A 17603-nucleotide genomic window follows, 5' to 3' on the forward strand; every position below is an offset into this window, starting at 1 on the left:
TCATCGCCGATGCCCGGTCATGGTCTAGCTCCTTGTTTGGTAGTATTAGGTAGCAGCTGCCACCACAGGATAGCGGCGCAGAGGCCGTGCTGCACCTACAATATGTGGCATGGAACATGAGCATGTCATCTACGGCCTACAACGGAAGCGTGCGGAGATCGCGAGCAGGCTAGAGGTCGCGCACGCGGAGATTGCGCGCTTAGCGGTGGACCTAGCCAGGCTCGACGCGACGATCCGCATGTTCGCGCCGCACGCTGAATTGGACGAGATCAATCGCAAGAGGCCGCCAGCACCCGGCGCGGCACAGTCCGAAGAGATCAGCCGGATTGTGTTGACTGCGCTCAGGGAGGCGTCGGTGCGCTCTCAACCCGTGATGTGATCCTGGCCGTCATGGCTGCACGCGGCATGCCCGTTGCCGATACCCGGCTGTTCGAAGCCAATGCAGAAGTGGGTATTGGCTTACCTGCGTAACCTTCGCATCCGAGGCGGAAAAGGGCGGAAGGAAGAGGGGAAGGTGATGGCGTGGGGGTTGGCTGGGTAGAGCGAGTTGAATAGATAGAGCGCAAGCAGTTAGTCTTGAACGATTGATGGTGGCTTTTTTTCTAATTTATTCAACAACTTAGCTTCAATTTCATTGCGTATTATTATAGATTTTTCTGAATCGATTAATTCAGCAAGTTTCCAAGCGGGGACGACTAGCATCATGCCAACATTAGATTTTACTTTTGTCTCCTCGGACAGTAGTTCCCCGGATTTATCTCGGACTTTTTCCCAATCTGTAAGATGCCCCCAATTTATACCCAGGAGGTATGCACCGCCGTTTTCGCGAGATATTGTCACATGAGAAAATCGCGGCGACGGAAGCAATTGGATGAACACAGGAGATCCGCTAAAACCACTGATTGATCGGGCTTTTACAAGAAAACTTTCTTGTAAATGGCCATTGGATAGGAGAAATTTTTCTCCAGGCATTTGTGCTATGTTGCCAAATCTCGCGGCTGGTAAGTTACGTTGCTTACCCTCGCTTCCAACAACGCGCCCTACTGTAAAAGTGTCATCGCCAATTCCAATATCCAGTTGCCTAATTAGCTCTCTTGTAACAAGAAACTCCCGGCTAAGGTGTATAAAGCGATACAAGCCAGTATTTAATCCTATGGGACAGATTGATACATCATCATGATCGTCGTGATGCGTCCAGTAGAATGCGTCAAGGTCAACCACATCTACTTTGCCATCGTGGGTATTAAGCCGCATGGATCCAAATTCTAAAGCTATATGTTTATTCGTGACGACGTAGACAAATGGCCTTTGGGCACTTTTATTGTTTGGGAGAGTTATTAAAAAGCCGCATCCGCCTGCGCCTTCTCCAGCAATTGCGTCCTGTCGGTTACGATACAGATAGACCACGCAATCCAGCATATCGTCAGGGATACGTGGCATAGGGTGCTCCCATACTTGGAACGGACATCCACGAGCAGACAGTTTAGTAATCATCCGAACCAAACTCATAGACAGCCACACCTGACGCTTATGGTGCCATAAGCGTCAGGTGTGGCGGATATCTTCGACGCGCTGGAATTGCCCTCCCGCCGTCTGCCCATCCCTTATCAGATATCAGGAGCCGCGCTAAGCCGCTTTCTGCGTCCGCTGCCAATACCCGCACCAGTCAACAGACGTAGGCGCGGCCATTGCCACCGTCGCCACGCCCCGCACTTGAACTCCGTTAGCCATCCGGGCGTGATCCTCCCGCCAAGCGCTCTCCTGCGCATACCGAATCAGGTAGGTGCCAGCCCGCCCGCTACGGCACCGGCAGGGCCTTGTTTCGGCATTCCAGGAAGCAAGCGTCGCCGTAGGAGTAAAACCGGTAGTTCGCCGCGACCGCATGCGCGTAGGCCGCCAGCATCCGCTGCCGGCCCGAGAACGCCGACACCAGCATCAGCAATGTCGATCGCGGCAGATGAAAGTTCGTGACCAGCCGGTCTACCACCTTGAACCGGTAGCCCGGCAGGATGAACAGCGTCGTCATGCCATCGAATGCCGCCACCGTTCCATCCGCCAAAGCCGCGCTTTCCAGCAGCCGCAGGCTGGTGGTGCCCACCGCGATCACCCGCCCTCCGGCGTGACGCGCCGTATTGATTGCCGCCGCCGCCTCGGGCGAGATCCGCCCGTATTCGGCGTGCATCCGGTGCTCCGTCACATGGTCGACCCGCACCGGAAGGAAGGTTCCCAAGCCGACATGCAAGGTCAGCGTGACGCATCGTACGCCGGCCGCCCGCAGCGCCGCCAGCAGAGCCGGCGTGAAATGCAGTCCGGCGGTGGGTGCCGCCACCGCACCGTCCCGTCGCGCGAACATCGTCTGGTAATCCACGGCGTCACTGGGTCTCGGCCCGTGCGGCCGGTCGATATACGGCGGCAACGCCAGCGCCCCGACCGCCCGCAGCGCCGCCGTCAGCGCCTCGCCCTCTAGGCTGAAGCGCAGCCCGAGGCTGCCGTCGGTGTCCTTGTCGGTCACCGTGGCCGTCAGCGCGGCGGCCCCTTCAGCGGCGGCCCCTTCAGCGGCGGCCCCTTCAGCGGCGGCCCTGTCAATCGACAGCACATCACCGGACCGCAGCCGTCGGCCATTGCGGGCGATTGCCTGCCAGCCGCCGTCCGAGCGCGGCCGATCCAGTGTCAGCCCGATCCGCGCCGCGCCGCGTCGCGCGGTCAACTGCGCCGGGAAGACCCGCGTGTCGTTGACGACCAGGATATCGCCGGGCCGCAGCAGCGACGGCAGGTCGCCGATGGACAGGTCGCACAGTGCGTCCGCCCGCACATGCAGCATCCGCGCCGAATCGCGCGGCCGAACGGGTTGCTGCGCGATGCGATCGGCGGGCAGGTGGTAGTCGAAGTCAGCCAGGCTCAGCAATGAGGAGGGCAGGTCCGGCACCAGCGATCTCCCGCCGCCATGGCTGCTGACATCAGCCGGAGAAGCACGCCGCGCCTCAGTCCCGCTGATAGGATGACAGCTCGATCAGGTTGCCGTCCGGATCGCGGCAATACACCGAGCGGATCGGCCCCAGCGCCCCGGCCTTCTCGACGGGTCCTTGCAGGATCTGCACGCCGTAGTCGTGCAGGTGGGCGACGACCTCATCCGGCGGGGCGGCGGTGATGAAGCAGACATCGGCCGCTCCGGGATCGGTAATCGCCCCGGTGGGCCAGGATCGCTCGTCCGCGTCCATCGGGCGAAGGTTGATCTTCTGGCCGCCGAACTTCAGCGCGGTGCGGCTTTGCGTGCCGAAATCCTCCCGCTCCATGCCCAGCACGCGCTGATACCAGGCGGCGGCGACCTCCACGTCCTTGACGTTGATGACGATGTGGTCGATGCGGTCGACGGTGAAGCGCATCAGCCGAGCCCGTCGTAGAAGTCGTTGCCCTTGTCGTCGATGACGATGAAGGCCGGGAAGTTCTCGACCTCGATCCGCCAGACCGCCTCCATGCCGAGTTCGGCGAACTCCAGCACCTCGACGCGGCGGATACAGTTCTGCGCCAGATTGGCCGCGGCGCCGCCGACACTGCCAAGGTAGAAGCCGCCATGGGTGCGGCAGGCGTCCTTCACCGCCTTCGACCGGTTGCCCTTCGCCAGCATCACCAGCGAGCCGCCGGCGGCCTGAAATTCGGCGACGTAGCTGTCCATGCGCCCGGCCGTGGTCGGGCCGAAGCTGCCGGTCGCCAGGCCGGCGGGGGTCTTGGCCGGGCCGGCGTAATACACCGGATGGCGCTTGATGTAGTCAGGCAGCGGCAGGCCGTTGTCCAGCCGCTGCTTCAGCTTGGCATGGGCGATGTCGCGCGCCACCACCAGGGTGCCGGTCAGCGACAGCCGGGTCTTCACCGGATGGCGGGACAGCTCCGCGGTGATCGCGGCCATCGGCCGGTTCAGGTCCAGCGCCACCGCGTCGGCGCCCAGATGCTGGTCGGTTGTCTCCGGCAGATACTTCGCCGGGTCGGTCTCAAGCTGTTCGAGAAAGATCCCCTCGGGCGTGATCTTGGCCTTGATCTGCCGGTCGGCGCTGCACGACACGCCGATGCCGACGGGCAGGGACGCGCCATGCCGCGGCAGCCGAACGACGCGGACATCGTGGCAGAAGTATTTGCCGCCGAACTGCGCGCCGATCCCGCTGTCGCGGGCGATTTGCAGCACCTGCTGCTCCAGTGCCAGATCGCGGAACGCATGCCCGGCCTTGCTGCCGCTGCTGGGCAGCCCATCCAGCCACTTGGTCGAGGCCAGCTTGACCGTCTTCAGCGTCGCCTCGGCCGACGTGCCGCCGATCACGATCGCCAGATGATACGGCGGGCAGGCCGAAGTTCCCAGCGTCTTCATCTTGGTTTCCAGGAACTTCGCCAGCCGCTCCGGCGACAGGATGGCGCGGGTCTCCTGGAACAGGAAGGTCTTGTTGGCGCTGCCGCCGCCCTTGGCGACGAACATCAGGTGGAACTCAGCGGCGTGCCCATGCAGGTCATCGTCGCCGGGCGCGGCCATGATATCGAACTGCACCGGCAGGTTGTTGCCGGTGTTGACCTCCTCGAACATCGACAGCGGCGCCATCTGCGAGTAGCGCAGGTTGGTTTCGGTGTACGTGCGGTGCACCCCCCAGGACAGCGCCGCCTCCTCGTCGCCATCGACCCAGACGCGCTGGCCCTTCTTGCCGAAGACGATGGCGGTGCCGGTGTCCTGGCACATCGGCAGCACGCCGCCGGCGGCGATGTTGGCGTTCTTCAGCAGGTCCAGCGCCACGAAGCGGTCGTTCGAGCTGGCCTCGGGATCGTCGAGGATGGTCCGCAACTGCGCCAGGTGGGCCGGGCGCAGCAGGTGCGAGACATCATGGAACGCGTGCAAGGCGAGATCGCTCAGCGCGCTGGGCGCGATGCGCAGCACCGTCTTTCCCTCGACCGTGATGCTGCGGACACCTGGGATCGGCAGCTTCCGCCAGACGGTGGTGTCCGGCCCCAGCGGGAACATCGGCGAATAGGTGAACTCGGCGGGCCGGTGGGCGGGAGATTCCACGGAACTGTCCTCTCGAAAGACGTGTGGCCCGGCGATGGCTCACATGCATGGGCACGATCCTAGACCAGGATCGCGCCAACCAGAAGCGAGCAGTGCTACTCCTGCGGTGAACGGCGGCGAAACGCGTCCAGGCTGACCACCTGACCTGGTTCGGCAGGCGCGGCCGGTGCCTGGGTCTCGGCTGCGGGGGTGTCTGTCGGGCCAGGGGTCGATGCCGGGCCAGGGGTGGATGCCGGGCCAGGGGTCGATGCCGGACCAGGGGTCGATGCCGGGCCAGGGGTCGATGCCGAAACGGGCGCCGCCGCGGTTTCCTCGCGCGGTTGAAACCGCAGACCATAGCGGACATGCGGATCGGCGAATTCGACCACCGCGTCCAGCGGGATCACCAGCTTGGCCGGCACGCCACCGAATGACAGGCCGACGTGCATGCTCTGGCGATCCGGGTCGAAGCCCAGATCCCAGAATTGGTGCTGCAGCACGATGGTCATGTCCTTGGGATATTGCGCGCGCACCCGCTGGGGAATTTCGACGCCCGGATCGCCGGTGCGGAAGGTGATGTAGAAGTGATGGCCGCCCGGCAAGCCTTCCCGCGCCACGTGTTCGATCGCCTGCGACACGACATGCCGCAGCGCCTGTTCAATCCATCGCTCATAAGGCAGCAGACTATCCGGCCGCTGCTTCTGATCATCGTCCATCCGCGCCCTCATGCCAGTTACGCCATCTATAGTGCGTGATCGACCACCGGCAAAGAGGTGCGCCGGCAAGGCGATCGCCGCTGCAGCCGAGTCGGCAAGGCCTTTGCGAGTGCCAGCCGACCCGGCAAGGCCGGCGACCGAGACAGATCTGGTTGTTGCCACGAACGTGTCGCGGCACGCAATATTGGAACCGACGCTCATGGCGCGACCACCGCTTGCCTCGGCACACCGGCAGGCAGCCGTGCACAATGTCCGGCCGTGGCGGTGCGGCTGCGGGGCGCCTGTCAGCTTTGGCGGCAAGATCAGCCGGCATGCCGGACAAATCCTGCACCGCCGTCCGATCGAACCCGCTGCATGCAGGCCGCGATCATGGCCGGGACTGGCCTGGCAAAGCCGCTTCGCGCTGGTCATCGTCATGCCGGCGCAGCTATGATCGCCGCATGATTAAGTCCTCGCCTCTCCGGGCCTCGGCTCTCCGGGCCTCGCCTCTCCGGGCCTCGCCTCTCCGGGCCGCAACTCTCGCGGCCGCCAGATCGGCGTTGCGCGTTCGCGCCAGCGAGGCGGATGCGGCGCTGGCCGCTGGCCGCCGCGGCCATGGCTCCGCCACCACGGCGCCGACCGCCGCCGTGCCATGCCGGCGCGGCGCGCCCTGACCCCGCCATGTCATGTATTCGCCTGCTGTCGGAGACCACCGTCAACCGCATCGCCGCCGGCGAGGTGATCGAGCGGCCGGCCGCCGCCGCCAAGGAGCTGGTGGAGAACGCGCTGGACGCCGGCGCCAGCCGCATCACCGTCTGCCTGGACGGCGGCGGCATCGACCGTCTGGAGGTCACCGACAACGGCAGCGGCATGACCGCCGAGGAACTGGCGCTCGCGGTGCTGCGCCACGCCACCTCCAAGCTGTCCGACGAGACTCTGATCCGCATCACCACCCTGGGCTTTCGCGGCGAGGCGCTGCCCTCCATCGGCGCCGCGGCCCGGCTGCACATCACCGCCCGCCGGCATGGCGCGGATCATGCCAACTGCATCGCCGTGGAGGGCGGCGTGGTCTCCGCCGTCACCCCCAGCGCCGGACCCGCCGGCACCCGCGTCCTGGTGCGCGACCTGTTCTTCGCCACCCCGGCTCGGCGAAAATTCCTCAAGAACGCACGCATCGAAGCCGACCATGCCGAAGCGGTGGTGCGGCGTCTGGCGCTGGCGGCGGCGGCGGTCGCGTTTCGCCTGGAGATCGACGGCCACATTGTGTTCGATGCCCCGGCGCAGCCCCGCGTCGAACGGGTCGCTGGCCTGTTCGGCGCCGATGCCGCGGCCGTCCTGCTGCCGGTCAACCAGGACCGCGGCGGGCTACGCATCAGCGGCTATGTCTGCACGCCATCGGTAAGCCGTGCCACCGCCGCGGCGCAAGCCTTCGTGGTAAACCATCGGCCGGTGGCCGACCCGGTGCTGCGAACCGCCCTGCGGGTCGCTTATCGCGACGTGATCGCCGCGGGACGGCATCCCGTGGTCGCATTGTATCTCGATCTGCCGCCGGATGAGCTGGACGTGAACGTGCACCCAGCCAAGACCGAGCTGCGCTTTCGCGATCCGGCGGCGGTGCGGTCGCTGGTGATCGGCGCGGTGCGGCGCGCCCTGGGCGTTGGCACCGGGCAGGTGGTACCGATGCCGCACCCGGCACCATCCTGGAACCGCCTCGCCTGGTCGCCCCGTCCCAGCACTGGTCTAACGGGAGATCCAGCGGGAGATCCAGCGGGAAGCCTGATCGGAAGCCCGCTGGAGAGCCCGATGGGGAGCCCAGTTCAGCCGTCGCCAACGCGGCCATTCCTGTCGCTTGCCGCAGCGTCCGTGCCGCCTGGCCATCTGGCCGAGGCGCAGCTTGGGTTTCTCGCCGGGGCGCCCGCCGCGCGGCAGATCGCCGCTCTGGCACCGTTGCCGGATCATCCGCTAGGCGCGCCGGTGGCGCAGGTGCTCGACACCTACATCATCGCCGTCGCCGCCGATGGCGCGCTGGTGCTGGTGGACCAGCACGCCGCGCATGAACGGCTGACCCACGAGGCAATCAGCGCGCAGATGCTGGAGGGCGGCGTCCGCGGCCAGCCGCTGCTGATGCCGGCGGTGGTCGACCTGCCGCCGTCCGACGTCGTTCGGCTGATCGCGCGCGCGGCGGAGCTGGCCGGCCTAGGGCTGGAACTGGAGGCGTTTGGACCCGGTGCGATCCTGGTTCGCGCCATGCCGGCGGCGCTTGGCGCGCCGGAACCGGCGCCGCTGCTGCGCGACCTCGCCGACGAGCTTGCCGAAATCGGCGAGCAGACCGTGCTGTCGTCGCGGCTGGACGCGATCATCGCCCGCCTGGCGTGCCACGGCAGCATCCGGGCGGGACGCAAGCTCGCCCCGGCGGAAATGGGCGCGCTGTTGCGGCGGATGGAAGCCACGCCCCGCGCCGCGACGTGCAGCCATGGACGGCCGACCGTGCTGAAGCTGTCCAAGGCGGACATCGAGAAGATGTTCGGCCGGCGCTAGACCATGATCATTTGAGGTTGCATCCGCGCCAGCGTTCGATCATGGCCCCGGCTTTACCGCCCGCCGAAGATCGCGCTGCCCACCCGCACCCAGGTGGCGCCACAGGCGATGGCGGTCTCGAAATCCGCCGACATGCCCATCGAGACGGTCCGCAGCCCATGCCGCGCCGCCCGATCGGCCAGCCAGGTGAAGTGCGGCCGTGGGTCCTCGTCTTGCGGTGGGACGCACATCAGCCCCACCAGCGCGGCGCCAAAACGGTCCCGGCAGTCACCGATGAAGCTGTCCGCGTCATCCCGTGCGATGCCGGACTTCTGCGGTTCGGCCCCGGTGTTGACCTCGATCAGCAGGTTGGGCGCGCGGCCTGCCGTGTCGATCGCCGCGGCCAGCGCGTCGGCCAGCCTGCGGCGGTCCAGCGACTCGATCACGTCGGCGATCCGCACCGCGTCGCGCGCCTTGTTGGTCTGCAATCCGCCGATGATGTGCAGGCTCAGGCGATGCCGGGCGCGCAGCGCGGCGAATTTGTCGGCGGCTTCCTGCACCCGGTTCTCGCCGAACACCGTCTGACCGGCTTGCAGCGCCGCGATGACCGCCTCGGCCGGCTTGGTCTTGGAGACGGCGACCAGGGTGACATCCTCCGGCTTGCGCCCGGCGGCGATCGCGGCGGCGGCGATGCGCTCGCGGATGCGGCGCAGATTATCGGCGATGGGACTGGTATCGGACATGACGGGCTTAATAACCCGGATACTGCTTCTCTTCCACCAGGGGTGACCGCAGCGCCCGGTTGAGCGCCTGCTTGATCCGGCCCCGCTCGTCGTTCTCGTGGTAGACCGTGCGGGCCAGGGCGACGAAGCCGGCGCCGAAATCGCCATCGCGTTCCTTCTCGCGGATCAGCTCCTCGATCCGCCACAGCCGCGTGTTCACCGCCAGCAAGGCGCTGCGAAGTTCGGCGATCTCGGACGGCACGGCGATGGCCTGCCGCAGCAGCGCCAGTTCCCGCGCCGCGTTGGCCACGGCATCCGGTCCGCGCAGGCGGTGCGTCTTGATCTGCAGGATGGCGATCTTGTCGAGCAGTTCGCCCCAAGATACCGGGATGATCGGCGCGGTCACGGCAGGCGATCGGCCAGCGCCGCGGCGATCTCCGCGAACACCGTGGACCAGTCGCCATCGCGGCTTTGCCGGAACAGCCGCATCGTCGGGTACCACGGACTGTCGCTGCGATGCACCATCCAGCGCCAGTCAGGCACCAGGCGCAGCGCAACCCAGACCGGACAGCCGAGCGCACCGGCCAGGTGTGGAATGGCGGTGTCCGAGGTCACCACCAGATCCAGTGTCCGCATCACCGCGGCGGTATCCAGGAAGGCATCCGGACCCGCGTCAAGTCCCGCCAGCGTCTCCACCGGGAAGCCGGCGCCGGCGATCTGCGCCTCCCCCTCGCCTTTCTGCAGGCTGATCAGGCGCACGCCTAGCAATGCCAGCGACCGGAAGGCGGTCAGCGGAATGGACCGCCCCTTGTCCTCGTGCCGGCCGGAAAAGCCCTGCCAGGCGATGCCGACGCGAAACCCGGTCGCGCCGATGCGGTCGCGCCAGGCGCTTTCGCGCTCCGGTTCGGCGGCCAGATAAGGCGGTCCGGCGGATTTTTCCGTCATGCGGGCTGGCAGGCTGAGCAGCGGCGCGACCACGTCGAACCGTGTGGTGCCGGCGGTGCCCATCGGCGGCATCGCCGGGTTGCTCGACAGCAGGCGGGTCAGCTTCGGCGGCGCGTCGAACACCACGCGGCCGGTGATCGCGGGCAGGTAGCGGCAGAACTGGATCGTGTCGCCCAGCCCTTGCTCCGGGTGCACCAGCAGGGTCCGGTCGCCCAGGCTGTCGCCGTTCCATTCCGGCCGCGGGACGTGCCGCGCTGGCACCGCGCCGGCGCGGAAGCGTTGCTCCCAGCCGGCCCAGGCCTGCTCGGGCCGGTCCAGCAGCAGCATCAGCAGCGACCAGTTGTAGTGCAGGATCGGGTCGCCAGGGGCGAGCGCGAGGGCCTGGCGCAACGTCGCCTCCGCCCGGTCGAACGCACCGCGTTCCTTCTGCACGCTGGACAGATTGACCAGCGTGCCGGCCTCGGGCGGTGCGGCGCGCAGTTCCTGCTCCGCCGCCTCCAGCCGATTGGCCTGGCGCAAGGCCGAACCCAGGTTGTTGCGGATATCGGGCAGGTCGGGGTTCAGGCGCAACGCCTGGCGGTAGGCTTCGATCGCGGCTTGCGCATCGCCGCCGTCGCTCAAGGCATGGCCCAGCGCCTGGTGCGCCTCGGCACTGTCCGGCCGAGCGCGCAGCACCAGGCGGCAGGCCCGTTCGGCCAAGGTCGGCCGGCGCAAGGCGAGCAGCACGTGCGCCCGTGTCAGGTGAAACATCGCCGCGGGTTTTAGCGCGATGGCCTGCTTTACCAGCGCCTCGGCCGCGTCCGCTCGGCCGGCCTGCAGCGCCAGCGCGCCGAGGGCATGCAGCGCCTCCGCATGGCGTGGAGCGGCGGCGAGGACCTGCCGGTAGATCGGCTCCGCCTCGCTCAGCCGCCCGGTCCCGTGCAGGCGCTGGCCCTGCTGGAACAGCGCCTCGATCTGTTGCGACCGCCTGCTCATGGTCGGGGCGTAGCGCTACGTGCGCGAGCCGTCCAGCGGGTGCAGTGCCAGCGGTCATAGGCCTGGAAAAGCCGCTGCCGCGCGCCGGCGCCGGCCAATGGATCGTGCGCCGGTCCACCGTCATGCGCCGGCAGAAGCGGTCTTGCGACCCGACATCATTCGGTTGCATGGCCGGCGCCATCGCCCGTGCCGGCCATGGTCGCCGAACCTTAGCGGCAAGACGCGGGCGATGCAGGCGGTTTCCGACGGAATGGGCTTCCCTCTGGCCACGTCCGGCGCGACACTGGCGGCATGCCGGATCAGCCAGTTCCCCGTTCCAACCGGGTCTCCCGCCAGACTCGCCTGACCGCCGTTATCGTTGCTTGCGCGCTGTTCATGCAGAACCTCGACTCGACGGTCATCGCCACGGCCTTGCCGACGATGGCGCGCGCTTTCGGCTACGACCCGGTGCGGATGAACGTGGCGCTGACATCGTATCTGCTCAGCCTGACGGTGTTCATTCCGGCCAGCGGCTGGGTGGCCGACCGCTTCGGCACGCGCAACGTGTTCCGGGCGGCGATCGTCGTGTTCACCGTGGGCTCGATCCTTTGCGGCCTGTCGAACGGCCTGGTGGAACTGGTGGCCGCGCGGGTGCTGCAGGGCGCCGGCGGGGCGATGATGGTGCCGGTCGGGCGGCTGCTGCTGCTGCGCACCGCGGCGAAGTCCGAGCTGGTGGCCGCGATGGCCTGGCTGACCATGCCGGCCTTGTTGGGTCCCGTGGTGGGACCGCCGGTGGGCGGCTTCATCGTCACCTACTTCAATTGGCGCTGGACGTTCTTCATCAACATCCCGGTCGGCCTGATCGGTCTTGTGGCAGTAAGCCTGTTCATCAAGGACTTTCGCGAAACACCGCGCGGCGGCTTCGATCTGCGAGGACTACTGCTCACCGGGCTGGCACTGATCGGCATCATGTTCGGGCTGGAGACGGCCGGGCGCGGCGTCGTCTCCGCGGCGCTGACGGAAGCCATGATCGCCGCCGGCATCGCGTTCGCCTTGCTGTATTACCTCCATGCCCGGCGGCATCCCGCGCCGCTGCTGGATTTCACGCTGATGCGGCTGCCTTGCTTTGGGTTGTCGTTCAGCGCGATGATGCTGTTCCGCACCGGCATCGGCGCGATCCCCTTCCTGCTGCCGATGATGCTGCAGGTCGGCTTCGGCCGGACCGCGGTCGCCAGCGGGCTGATCACCTTCGCCAGTTCCGCCGGCGCGCTGGTGATGAAGCCGGGCGCGCAGTACGCGCTGCGGCTGTTCGGCTTCCGCGACACGCTGATCTGGAATGGCGTGCTGTCCGGGATCATGCTGCTGGCCTGCGCCGCGTTCCGCCCGACCTGGCCGGCGGCGGCGATCTACCTGGTGCTGCTGGTCGGCGGCTTCCTGCGGTCCCTGCAGTTCACCGCCTATAACACGCTGGCCTATGGCGACGTGCCGCGGGCGCAAATGAGTGCTGCGACCAGCCTGTACACCGCCGGACAACAGCTCGCCGCGACGATCGGCGTCTCGGTCGGCGCGCTGGCGCTGGAGGTCGCGCGGCTGACGGCTGGCCACGCGGCCCCGGAAACATCGGACTTCAGCGCGGCGTTCGTGGTGGTGGGCTTGATGACCCTGGCAGCCGCGCCGATCGCGGTGCTGATGCCGATCGGCGCCGGCGACGATCTGACCGGGCGGCATGCGGCCGAAGCCGCGGCGCCATTGCCCGCACCGGCGCCGCGCGCCGGCGAATAGTCCCGCCAACCGCCTGCCGGAAGACCGTTGGACCATGATCGTCCGAACTTGCATCTTCGCGGGTGGCCGGTTGACTCGCGTAAAGCATGCCAAACAATGAGTTTAAGCGCGACCCGTGAGTCAACCTGAACCACTCGCGCTTTAATGCAGCTTCACGATCGGCGTCGGCCGCTGGGAAATCGTGCTGACCACGGTTCGCCAGAACACCGAGGCGCCGCCATGCAACGCCGTCTCATGCATCTTGTACAACGAACGATACATGACGCGGGCGAAGAATCCCTCGACGAACATGCTGCGGCCCATCAGGCCGCCCATCAGGCTGCCGACGGTGCTGTGCCTGCCCAGCGACACCAGGGAGCCGAAGTCCTTGTAGCGCCAAGGCTGCAGCGGCTTGCCCGCCAGCCGCAATTCGATCTGCCGCAGCATGTGGGAAGCCATCTGATGCGCCGCCTGCGCCCGCGGCGGCACCGGCGTGGTGGATCCCCGCTGCGGGCACGACGCACAGTCGCCGATCGCGAAGACATCCGGATCGCGCGTCGTCTGCAGCGTCGGCGACACCATCAACTGGTTGGTCCGGCTGGTCTCCAGCCCGTCGAGGTCCTGCAGGAAATCCGGTGCCTTGACCCCGGCCGACCAGACCACGAGTTCCGACGGAACGACCTCTCCGGTGGACAGCACGACGCCATCCGCGCGAACCTCGGCCACGCGGGCAGCGGTCCGCACCTCGACGCCGATCGAGCGCAGCAGCGCCAGCGTAGCGATCGAGATCCGTTCCGGCAGGGCGGGCAGGATGCGCTCGGCCGCCTCGATCAGCACGATATGCACGTCGCGCAGCGGGTCGACGTGGTCCATGCCGTAGGCCAGCACGGCGCGCACGGTACGGTGCAACTCGGCGGCCAGTTCGGTGCCGGTGGCGCCGGCGCCGATGATCGCCACGTGCAACTGGCCGGGCCGTACCGGTTCGGCCTGGGCATTGGCCCGCAGGCAGGCGTTGACCAGCCGGCGGTTGAACCGGCTGGCCTGCTCCGGATTTTCCAGCGGCACCGCGAATTGCGCCGCGCCGGGCGTGCCGAAGTCGTTGGTGACGCTGCCGATGGCCACGACCAGCATGTCGTAGGCCAGCGACGACGGTGGCGTGATCTGCCGTCCGTCCTCATCGTGCATCGCGGCCAGATGCAGTTGCTTGGCCGCGCGATCCAGGCCGATCACTTCGCCAAGTCGGTAATTGAAATGGTGCCAGTGCGCCTGGGCCAGATAGTTCAGCTCATGCTGCGACCGTCGCAGGCTGCCGGCGGCCACCGAGTGCAGCAGCGGCTTCCAGAGATGGGTGCGGGAACGTTCAACCAGGGTAATCCGTGCCTGGCCGCGCTTGCCAAATGTATCGCCAAGCTTGGTGACGAGTTCAAGGCCGCCCGCGCCGCCGCCGGCGACGACAACGTGGTATGGTTCGCTGGTCAATTTCGCCGCAACTGTCATGCAATGGTTTATCCGTACCGCTGTTGTATGGATCGTAACGAGACTTGCCTGGTTCAGCAAAGCCTTATGCGAATCTCTTGATCATTCCCTCATCCATGGCCACGGCCTCCTGGGTTGGATCACGCCGTCTGGCGGTCCAGCCAACGCCGTATCGTCGCGGGCGATGCCGCAGGTGTTGCTCAACTGGCTGGACTTCGGCATGACGCCACCGGCGGCGATCGAGCAGCCACGCTCCTTCTCCAGCAGATTTCCGGGTTTCTACAGCCCGCATGCCGACACGCCTGGCCACCTGGCCATAACGCCGCATTCTGATAACGGAACCATGATCGTGCACGGCCAGACGGGTCACGGCGTGGATTGCTGGCGGAACCAGGCATGGAAGGCCGGTTCGGTCTGTGCCATCATGCAGGACATGGGACTTGGAATGATGCAAGGCGGCGCCGACGCAGGCTGCCCGGACAGCGTGTGCCGCTGGTAATGAACGGGAACAAGCCGCGCCGCCCGAACCGGCCGATTCCGATCTTGCAAGGCGATCTCAGCCTGCTGAAGCTGGGCGCGTCGCGGTTCGACATTCATGATCCCTATCATCTGGCCGTCAGCCTGTCCTGGCCCGCCTTCGTCGCGGTCCTGCTGGTCGGCTGGCTGGCTATCAATCTTCTCTTCGCGTTGCTCTATGGGCTCAGTCCCGGCGACATCGCCAACGCCCGGCCTGGATCGCTCAGCGATTCGTTCTTTTTCAGCATCGAGACGTTGGCAACTGTTGGCTACGGCGTGATGGCGCCGGCGACGACCTATGGCCACATTGTCTCGGCGATAGAGATTGTCAGCGGCATGATGTTCACCGCCATCGTGACCGGTCTGCTGTTTGTCCGCTTCTCCAGGCCAAAGGCGAAGATCGTCTATGCGGAGCAGGCCGTCATTACCGCGAACAACGGCCAGCACACGCTGATGGTGCGCTTCGCCAACGCCCGCGTGACGATGATGACCAGCGCGCAGGCCCGCCTGTTCGTCCTGCTGGGCGAGCGTACCGCGGAAGGCGGTTTCTTTCGGCGCATTCACGATCTGCCGCTGATGCAGTCGCATCTGCCGCTGTTCGTCATGCCCTGGACGCTGATGCACCCGATCGACGATGCCAGCCCGTTGCGCGGCATCAGTGCCGATTGGTTGGAGCAGGGGGAAGTCAGGCTGTTCCTGACGCTGGAGGCGCGCGACCAGGCGCTCGCCACCGTCGTGAACGACATGAAATACTACGACGCCACGCATATTCGCTTCGGCATGCGCTATGCTGACTCCGTTACGCTGGGGAACGATGGCCAGGCCACCGCCGACCTGTCCCGGATCAGCCTGCTGGAACCCGACCTTGGGAACGTTCAAGACCAGACGCGCTGGGCGAGCTGATGTCCACCGCGACCTCGTTGCGCCGCAGGAAAGGGATCGTGAACGGCGCATCATAGGTCAGCAGGAAGGGCTTGCCGTCCGCGGTCTTCCCCGCCTTGGCCAGCGCCTGCAGCAGCAGGCGGTCATGGGCCTCGACGCTGGCGCGGTCCGGCCATCCAGTGAAGCGCAACACAGCCAGTTGTTCGGCCGGGACAGTGACGATCCGCACATTCGGGTCCAGCGGCTTTGGCGCCCCCTTCGCCACGACGTCGTTGGGCAGGAAAAAGCGCATCACGCCGCCAGCCTTGCTGCTTTGCACCGGCACCGTCATGGCGATCTTCTCGCCGCGCTGCGACACCGGGGCGGTCATCTCGATCTTCTCGCCGGTGGTGTTGTTGCCGGTGATGTAGCGGAACAACCGCGGGAAGGCGACGCTGCCGCCGCTGTCGTCATCGGTCTCCGCCGCGACGCGCTTGGGATAGTCGCGGATTTCCACACTGCCCGGAAGCCGCTCAACGACCGTGTAATGCGGCTGCTCGTACAGGCCGCGAATGCCGACCACGCCCAGGCTGGCTTCCGCGAAGGTCATCAAATAGTAGAAGATCGTGCCCATGTGCGTGTCCGTTCCCTGTCGCATCTACATGCGACAGACGGCCGCGGGGACAAGTCCGCGAGCAGGTCGGGTGCATCATCCGTGATAGCCGGAAGATCACGTCCGCCGAGCGCTTGCGGAAGCATAGGCGGCCTTGCCGGCCTGGCGGCGTTGCACGATCCAGGCAAGCCGCTCGCGCATGTTGGATAAATCGAGGTCGTCCGGATCGTAAGGACCACCATACCACTCGATCAGCCGGCGATGCTCGCGGTTGCGCCGGTTGGTGACCGCCTTCAGGAAGTCCGGGTAACCGAATGGGCCACCGACATCCTCGGGCGGCCCGCGTCTGGCGCCGTCGACGAAGCGAGGGTAAAACAGTGTCGGATCGGTTTCTCCCACTGCTTCGATGACCACGGTCAGATGCCAGTCGTCGCCAAAGTCGTAGGCGTAATCGAAGCGCTCGATGCCCTTGTTGACGAGCGCCTGGAGTTTCATTGACTTCGCGTGGTGGACCTTGCGCCCGTAATCCTCATCAGGGGCGGGAACGCCGTAGGATTTCTCCCCAATCCTAAACTCGAACAGATGGTAGTCAGACCAGCCGATCACCGCCTGGATCACGTCGTGCAGACCCTTTAGGTTCATGCCGAGCGGAACCTCGACCCGACGCCAGATTTCGGGGGTGATGTCTTGCAGGCTGAGGCGGATGCGGGCGTATTTCTCCGGGGTGTCCATGCCGATCACAATCCTTTTGGATAGGTCAGGAACTCCTCGATCACGTGCGGCGGCGCCTTGACGTAGTCGGAGGTGCGGCTGACGCCCAGCCCGGTCAGGCGGCGCAGTTTTACCGCGGTCTCGGCGGCCTTCACCACGATCGGGATGCCGTTGATCACCGGGGCGCCATCAACCGCATGGGAACGGATGCGGGCGAACAGCAGCATCGGGATGCCGCCACCGGGGATCAGCACATCGACGCCCTGCGCCACCAGCGGCTTCGCCTGTTCGGCGTATTTCCGCTCCACGTCGACCGCCAGTGCATTGTCCTGGTAGGCGCGCAGGATCTCGCCAGGCTCGAAGGTCATGGCATGCACGCCGGTCACCCGATGTTCCAGGCCGTACTTGCGAATCTGATGGTGGAACCAGGAGATGTAGCGCGGGTTGATCGTCACGATGCCGGTTCGTTGTCCCAGTTGGCAGGCGTGCAGCATGGAAGCTTCGCCCAACGCGACGACCGGGATATCAACGACGGATCGACATTCGTACAGCCCGGCGTCCTGGAAGTGGCCGATGATGAACGCGTCGTAGCCTTCCTGTTCGGCGCGGATGGCGTTGCAGATGACTTCGCGCGCGCAGCGGAATTCCATGATCGGATGCGCATAGGAATCGTGTGGCGTGATGCCGTGCACCTCGATGTCGGTCCCAGGATCGACGATATCCTGCAGATGCGCGCGCAGCATGTCCCAATACAGCGCGCCATTCTCGTAGTCGACGTAGCTCTGGTACCAGATGCGCATGCCGGAATTCCC

General features: G+C 66.1%; 18 protein-coding genes. 6 read left to right on the forward strand and 12 right to left on the reverse strand.

The genetic code is table 11. From position 1 onward, the window contains the following. Positions 1 to 109 precede the first annotated feature (109 nt). Positions 110 to 379, forward strand: coding sequence for a hypothetical protein (locus ACQY4S_RS22965; protein WP_428487516.1), 270 nt, complete (start codon positions 110 to 112; stop codon positions 377 to 379). Positions 380 to 570: 191 nt separating this feature from the next. Here the strand turns inward: ACQY4S_RS22965 and ACQY4S_RS22970 are convergent, their stop codons facing one another. The 5 genes from ACQY4S_RS22970 to ACQY4S_RS22990 form a co-directional block, all read right to left on the reverse strand. Beyond that, complete coding sequence (locus ACQY4S_RS22970; protein ID WP_428487517.1) at positions 571 to 1440, reverse strand: hypothetical protein; 870 nt, start codon at positions 1438 to 1440, stop codon at positions 571 to 573. A 358-nt stretch (positions 1441 to 1798) separates the two neighbouring features. Then, entirely contained in the window at positions 1799 to 2902 is a 1104-nt protein-coding gene (queA, locus tag ACQY4S_RS22975) for a tRNA preQ1(34) S-adenosylmethionine ribosyltransferase-isomerase QueA (RefSeq protein WP_428488481.1), read from the reverse strand. A 79-nt stretch (positions 2903 to 2981) separates the two neighbouring features. Further along, entirely contained in the window at positions 2982 to 3383 is a 402-nt protein-coding gene (locus tag ACQY4S_RS22980; protein ID WP_428487518.1) for a VOC family protein, read from the reverse strand. Continuing rightward, positions 3383 to 4996, reverse strand: coding sequence for a fumarate hydratase (locus tag ACQY4S_RS22985; RefSeq protein ID WP_428488482.1), 1614 nt, complete (start codon positions 4994 to 4996; stop codon positions 3383 to 3385). The genes ACQY4S_RS22980 and ACQY4S_RS22985 overlap by 1 nt, the downstream gene beginning before the upstream one ends. Before the next feature lie 140 nt (positions 4997 to 5136). Then, a complete protein-coding gene (locus ACQY4S_RS22990) occupies positions 5137 to 5736 on the reverse strand; it encodes an SspB family protein (protein WP_428487519.1) in 600 nt (199 codons plus the stop codon). Between the two features lie 199 nt (positions 5737 to 5935). Here ACQY4S_RS22990 and ACQY4S_RS22995 point away from each other — a divergent pair, with 199 nt between their 5' ends. Together ACQY4S_RS22995 and mutL are read left to right on the forward strand one after the other, a co-directional pair. Further along, positions 5936 to 6169 (forward strand): hypothetical protein, encoded by a 234-nt coding sequence (locus ACQY4S_RS22995; RefSeq protein ID WP_428487520.1) that lies wholly within the window; start codon positions 5936 to 5938, stop codon positions 6167 to 6169. A 227-nt stretch (positions 6170 to 6396) separates the two neighbouring features. Then, positions 6397 to 8253, forward strand: coding sequence for a DNA mismatch repair endonuclease MutL (gene mutL / locus ACQY4S_RS23000; protein WP_428487521.1), 1857 nt, complete (start codon positions 6397 to 6399; stop codon positions 8251 to 8253). A 53-nt stretch (positions 8254 to 8306) separates the two neighbouring features. Here mutL and ACQY4S_RS23005 read toward each other — a convergent pair whose 3' ends face one another. The 3 genes from ACQY4S_RS23005 to ACQY4S_RS23015 are packed head-to-tail and all read right to left on the reverse strand — an operon-like array spanning position 8307 to position 10874. Further along, positions 8307 to 8975, reverse strand: coding sequence for a YggS family pyridoxal phosphate-dependent enzyme (locus tag ACQY4S_RS23005; RefSeq protein ID WP_428487522.1), 669 nt, complete (start codon positions 8973 to 8975; stop codon positions 8307 to 8309). 7 nt (positions 8976 to 8982) lie between these two features. Continuing rightward, the gene (locus ACQY4S_RS23010) at positions 8983 to 9360 is read right to left on the reverse strand and encodes a DUF6165 family protein (protein ID WP_428487523.1); all 378 of its coding nucleotides are present in this window, start codon (positions 9358 to 9360) and stop codon (positions 8983 to 8985) included. Beyond that, a complete protein-coding gene (locus ACQY4S_RS23015; protein WP_428487524.1) occupies positions 9357 to 10874 on the reverse strand; it encodes a tetratricopeptide repeat protein in 1518 nt (505 codons plus the stop codon). The genes ACQY4S_RS23010 and ACQY4S_RS23015 overlap by 4 nt, the downstream gene beginning before the upstream one ends. Positions 10875 to 11165: 291 nt before the next feature. On the opposite strand from ACQY4S_RS23015, the gene ACQY4S_RS23020 reads away from it, so the two are divergent. Beyond that, on the forward strand, positions 11166 to 12635 hold the full coding sequence (locus ACQY4S_RS23020; RefSeq protein WP_428487525.1) for an MFS transporter: 1470 nt from the start codon (positions 11166 to 11168) through the stop codon (positions 12633 to 12635). A 141-nt stretch (positions 12636 to 12776) separates the two neighbouring features. Here ACQY4S_RS23020 and ACQY4S_RS23025 read toward each other — a convergent pair whose 3' ends face one another. Further along, entirely contained in the window at positions 12777 to 14111 is a 1335-nt protein-coding gene (locus ACQY4S_RS23025) for an NAD(P)/FAD-dependent oxidoreductase (RefSeq protein ID WP_428487526.1), read from the reverse strand. Positions 14112 to 14274: 163 nt separating this feature from the next. Between ACQY4S_RS23025 and ACQY4S_RS23030 the strand changes: the two genes are divergently transcribed. Next, on the forward strand, positions 14275 to 14589 hold the full coding sequence (locus ACQY4S_RS23030; RefSeq protein ID WP_428487527.1) for a hypothetical protein: 315 nt from the start codon (positions 14275 to 14277) through the stop codon (positions 14587 to 14589). Next, positions 14589 to 15509 (forward strand): ion channel, encoded by a 921-nt coding sequence (locus ACQY4S_RS23035; protein WP_428487528.1) that lies wholly within the window; start codon positions 14589 to 14591, stop codon positions 15507 to 15509. The genes ACQY4S_RS23030 and ACQY4S_RS23035 overlap by 1 nt, the downstream gene beginning before the upstream one ends. On the opposite strand, the gene ACQY4S_RS23040 is transcribed toward ACQY4S_RS23035, so the two are convergent. The 3 genes from ACQY4S_RS23040 to ACQY4S_RS23050 form a co-directional block, all read right to left on the reverse strand. Further along, positions 15451 to 16101, reverse strand: a complete 651-nt coding sequence (locus ACQY4S_RS23040; RefSeq protein ID WP_428487529.1) for an SOUL family heme-binding protein — start codon at positions 16099 to 16101, stop codon at positions 15451 to 15453. The genes ACQY4S_RS23035 and ACQY4S_RS23040 overlap by 59 nt on opposite strands. Before the next feature lie 96 nt (positions 16102 to 16197). Beyond that, positions 16198 to 16812 carry a plasmid pRiA4b ORF-3 family protein gene (locus ACQY4S_RS23045; RefSeq protein WP_428487530.1) on the reverse strand — a complete coding sequence of 205 codons (615 nt, stop codon included), beginning with the start codon at positions 16810 to 16812 and terminating at the stop codon, positions 16198 to 16200. Between the two features lie 5 nt (positions 16813 to 16817). Further along, positions 16818 to 17591: an aspartate/glutamate racemase family protein gene (locus ACQY4S_RS23050; RefSeq protein ID WP_428487531.1), complete on the reverse strand. Its 774-nt coding sequence runs from the start codon at positions 17589 to 17591 to the stop codon at positions 16818 to 16820. Positions 17592 to 17603: the final 12 nt, after the last annotated feature.

Source organism: Rhodopila sp. (genome assembly GCF_965276935.1).
Lineage (GTDB): Bacteria > Pseudomonadota > Alphaproteobacteria > Acetobacterales > Acetobacteraceae > Rhodopila.

What these genes read in the sequence shown, in the direction of transcription:
- ACQY4S_RS22965 (WP_428487516.1), top strand. Translation starts at nt 110, where the DNA reads ATGGAACATGAGCATGTCATCTACGGCCTACAACGGAAGCGTGCGGAG.
- ACQY4S_RS22970 (WP_428487517.1), bottom strand. Translation starts at nt 1,440, where the DNA reads ATGCCACGTATCCCTGACGATATGCTGGATTGCGTGGTCTATCTGTAT.
- ACQY4S_RS22980 (WP_428487518.1), bottom strand. Translation starts at nt 3,383, where the DNA reads ATGCGCTTCACCGTCGACCGCATCGACCACATCGTCATCAACGTCAAG.
- ACQY4S_RS22985 (WP_428488482.1), bottom strand. Translation starts at nt 4,996, where the DNA reads ATGTTCCCGCTGGGGCCGGACACCACCGTCTGGCGGAAGCTGCCGATC.
- ACQY4S_RS22990 (WP_428487519.1), bottom strand. Translation starts at nt 5,736, where the DNA reads ATGGACGATGATCAGAAGCAGCGGCCGGATAGTCTGCTGCCTTATGAG.
- ACQY4S_RS22995 (WP_428487520.1), top strand. Translation starts at nt 5,936, where the DNA reads ATGGCGCGACCACCGCTTGCCTCGGCACACCGGCAGGCAGCCGTGCAC.
- mutL (WP_428487521.1), top strand. Translation starts at nt 6,397, where the DNA reads ATGTCATGTATTCGCCTGCTGTCGGAGACCACCGTCAACCGCATCGCC.
- ACQY4S_RS23005 (WP_428487522.1), bottom strand. Translation starts at nt 8,975, where the DNA reads ATGTCCGATACCAGTCCCATCGCCGATAATCTGCGCCGCATCCGCGAG.
- ACQY4S_RS23015 (WP_428487524.1), bottom strand. Translation starts at nt 10,874, where the DNA reads ATGAGCAGGCGGTCGCAACAGATCGAGGCGCTGTTCCAGCAGGGCCAG.
- ACQY4S_RS23020 (WP_428487525.1), top strand. Translation starts at nt 11,166, where the DNA reads ATGCCGGATCAGCCAGTTCCCCGTTCCAACCGGGTCTCCCGCCAGACT.
- ACQY4S_RS23025 (WP_428487526.1), bottom strand. Translation starts at nt 14,111, where the DNA reads ATGACAGTTGCGGCGAAATTGACCAGCGAACCATACCACGTTGTCGTC.
- ACQY4S_RS23030 (WP_428487527.1), top strand. Translation starts at nt 14,275, where the DNA reads ATGCCGCAGGTGTTGCTCAACTGGCTGGACTTCGGCATGACGCCACCG.
- ACQY4S_RS23035 (WP_428487528.1), top strand. Translation starts at nt 14,589, where the DNA reads ATGAACGGGAACAAGCCGCGCCGCCCGAACCGGCCGATTCCGATCTTG.
- ACQY4S_RS23040 (WP_428487529.1), bottom strand. Translation starts at nt 16,101, where the DNA reads ATGGGCACGATCTTCTACTATTTGATGACCTTCGCGGAAGCCAGCCTG.
- ACQY4S_RS23045 (WP_428487530.1), bottom strand. Translation starts at nt 16,812, where the DNA reads ATGGACACCCCGGAGAAATACGCCCGCATCCGCCTCAGCCTGCAAGAC.
- ACQY4S_RS23050 (WP_428487531.1), bottom strand. Translation starts at nt 17,591, where the DNA reads ATGCGCATCTGGTACCAGAGCTACGTCGACTACGAGAATGGCGCGCTG.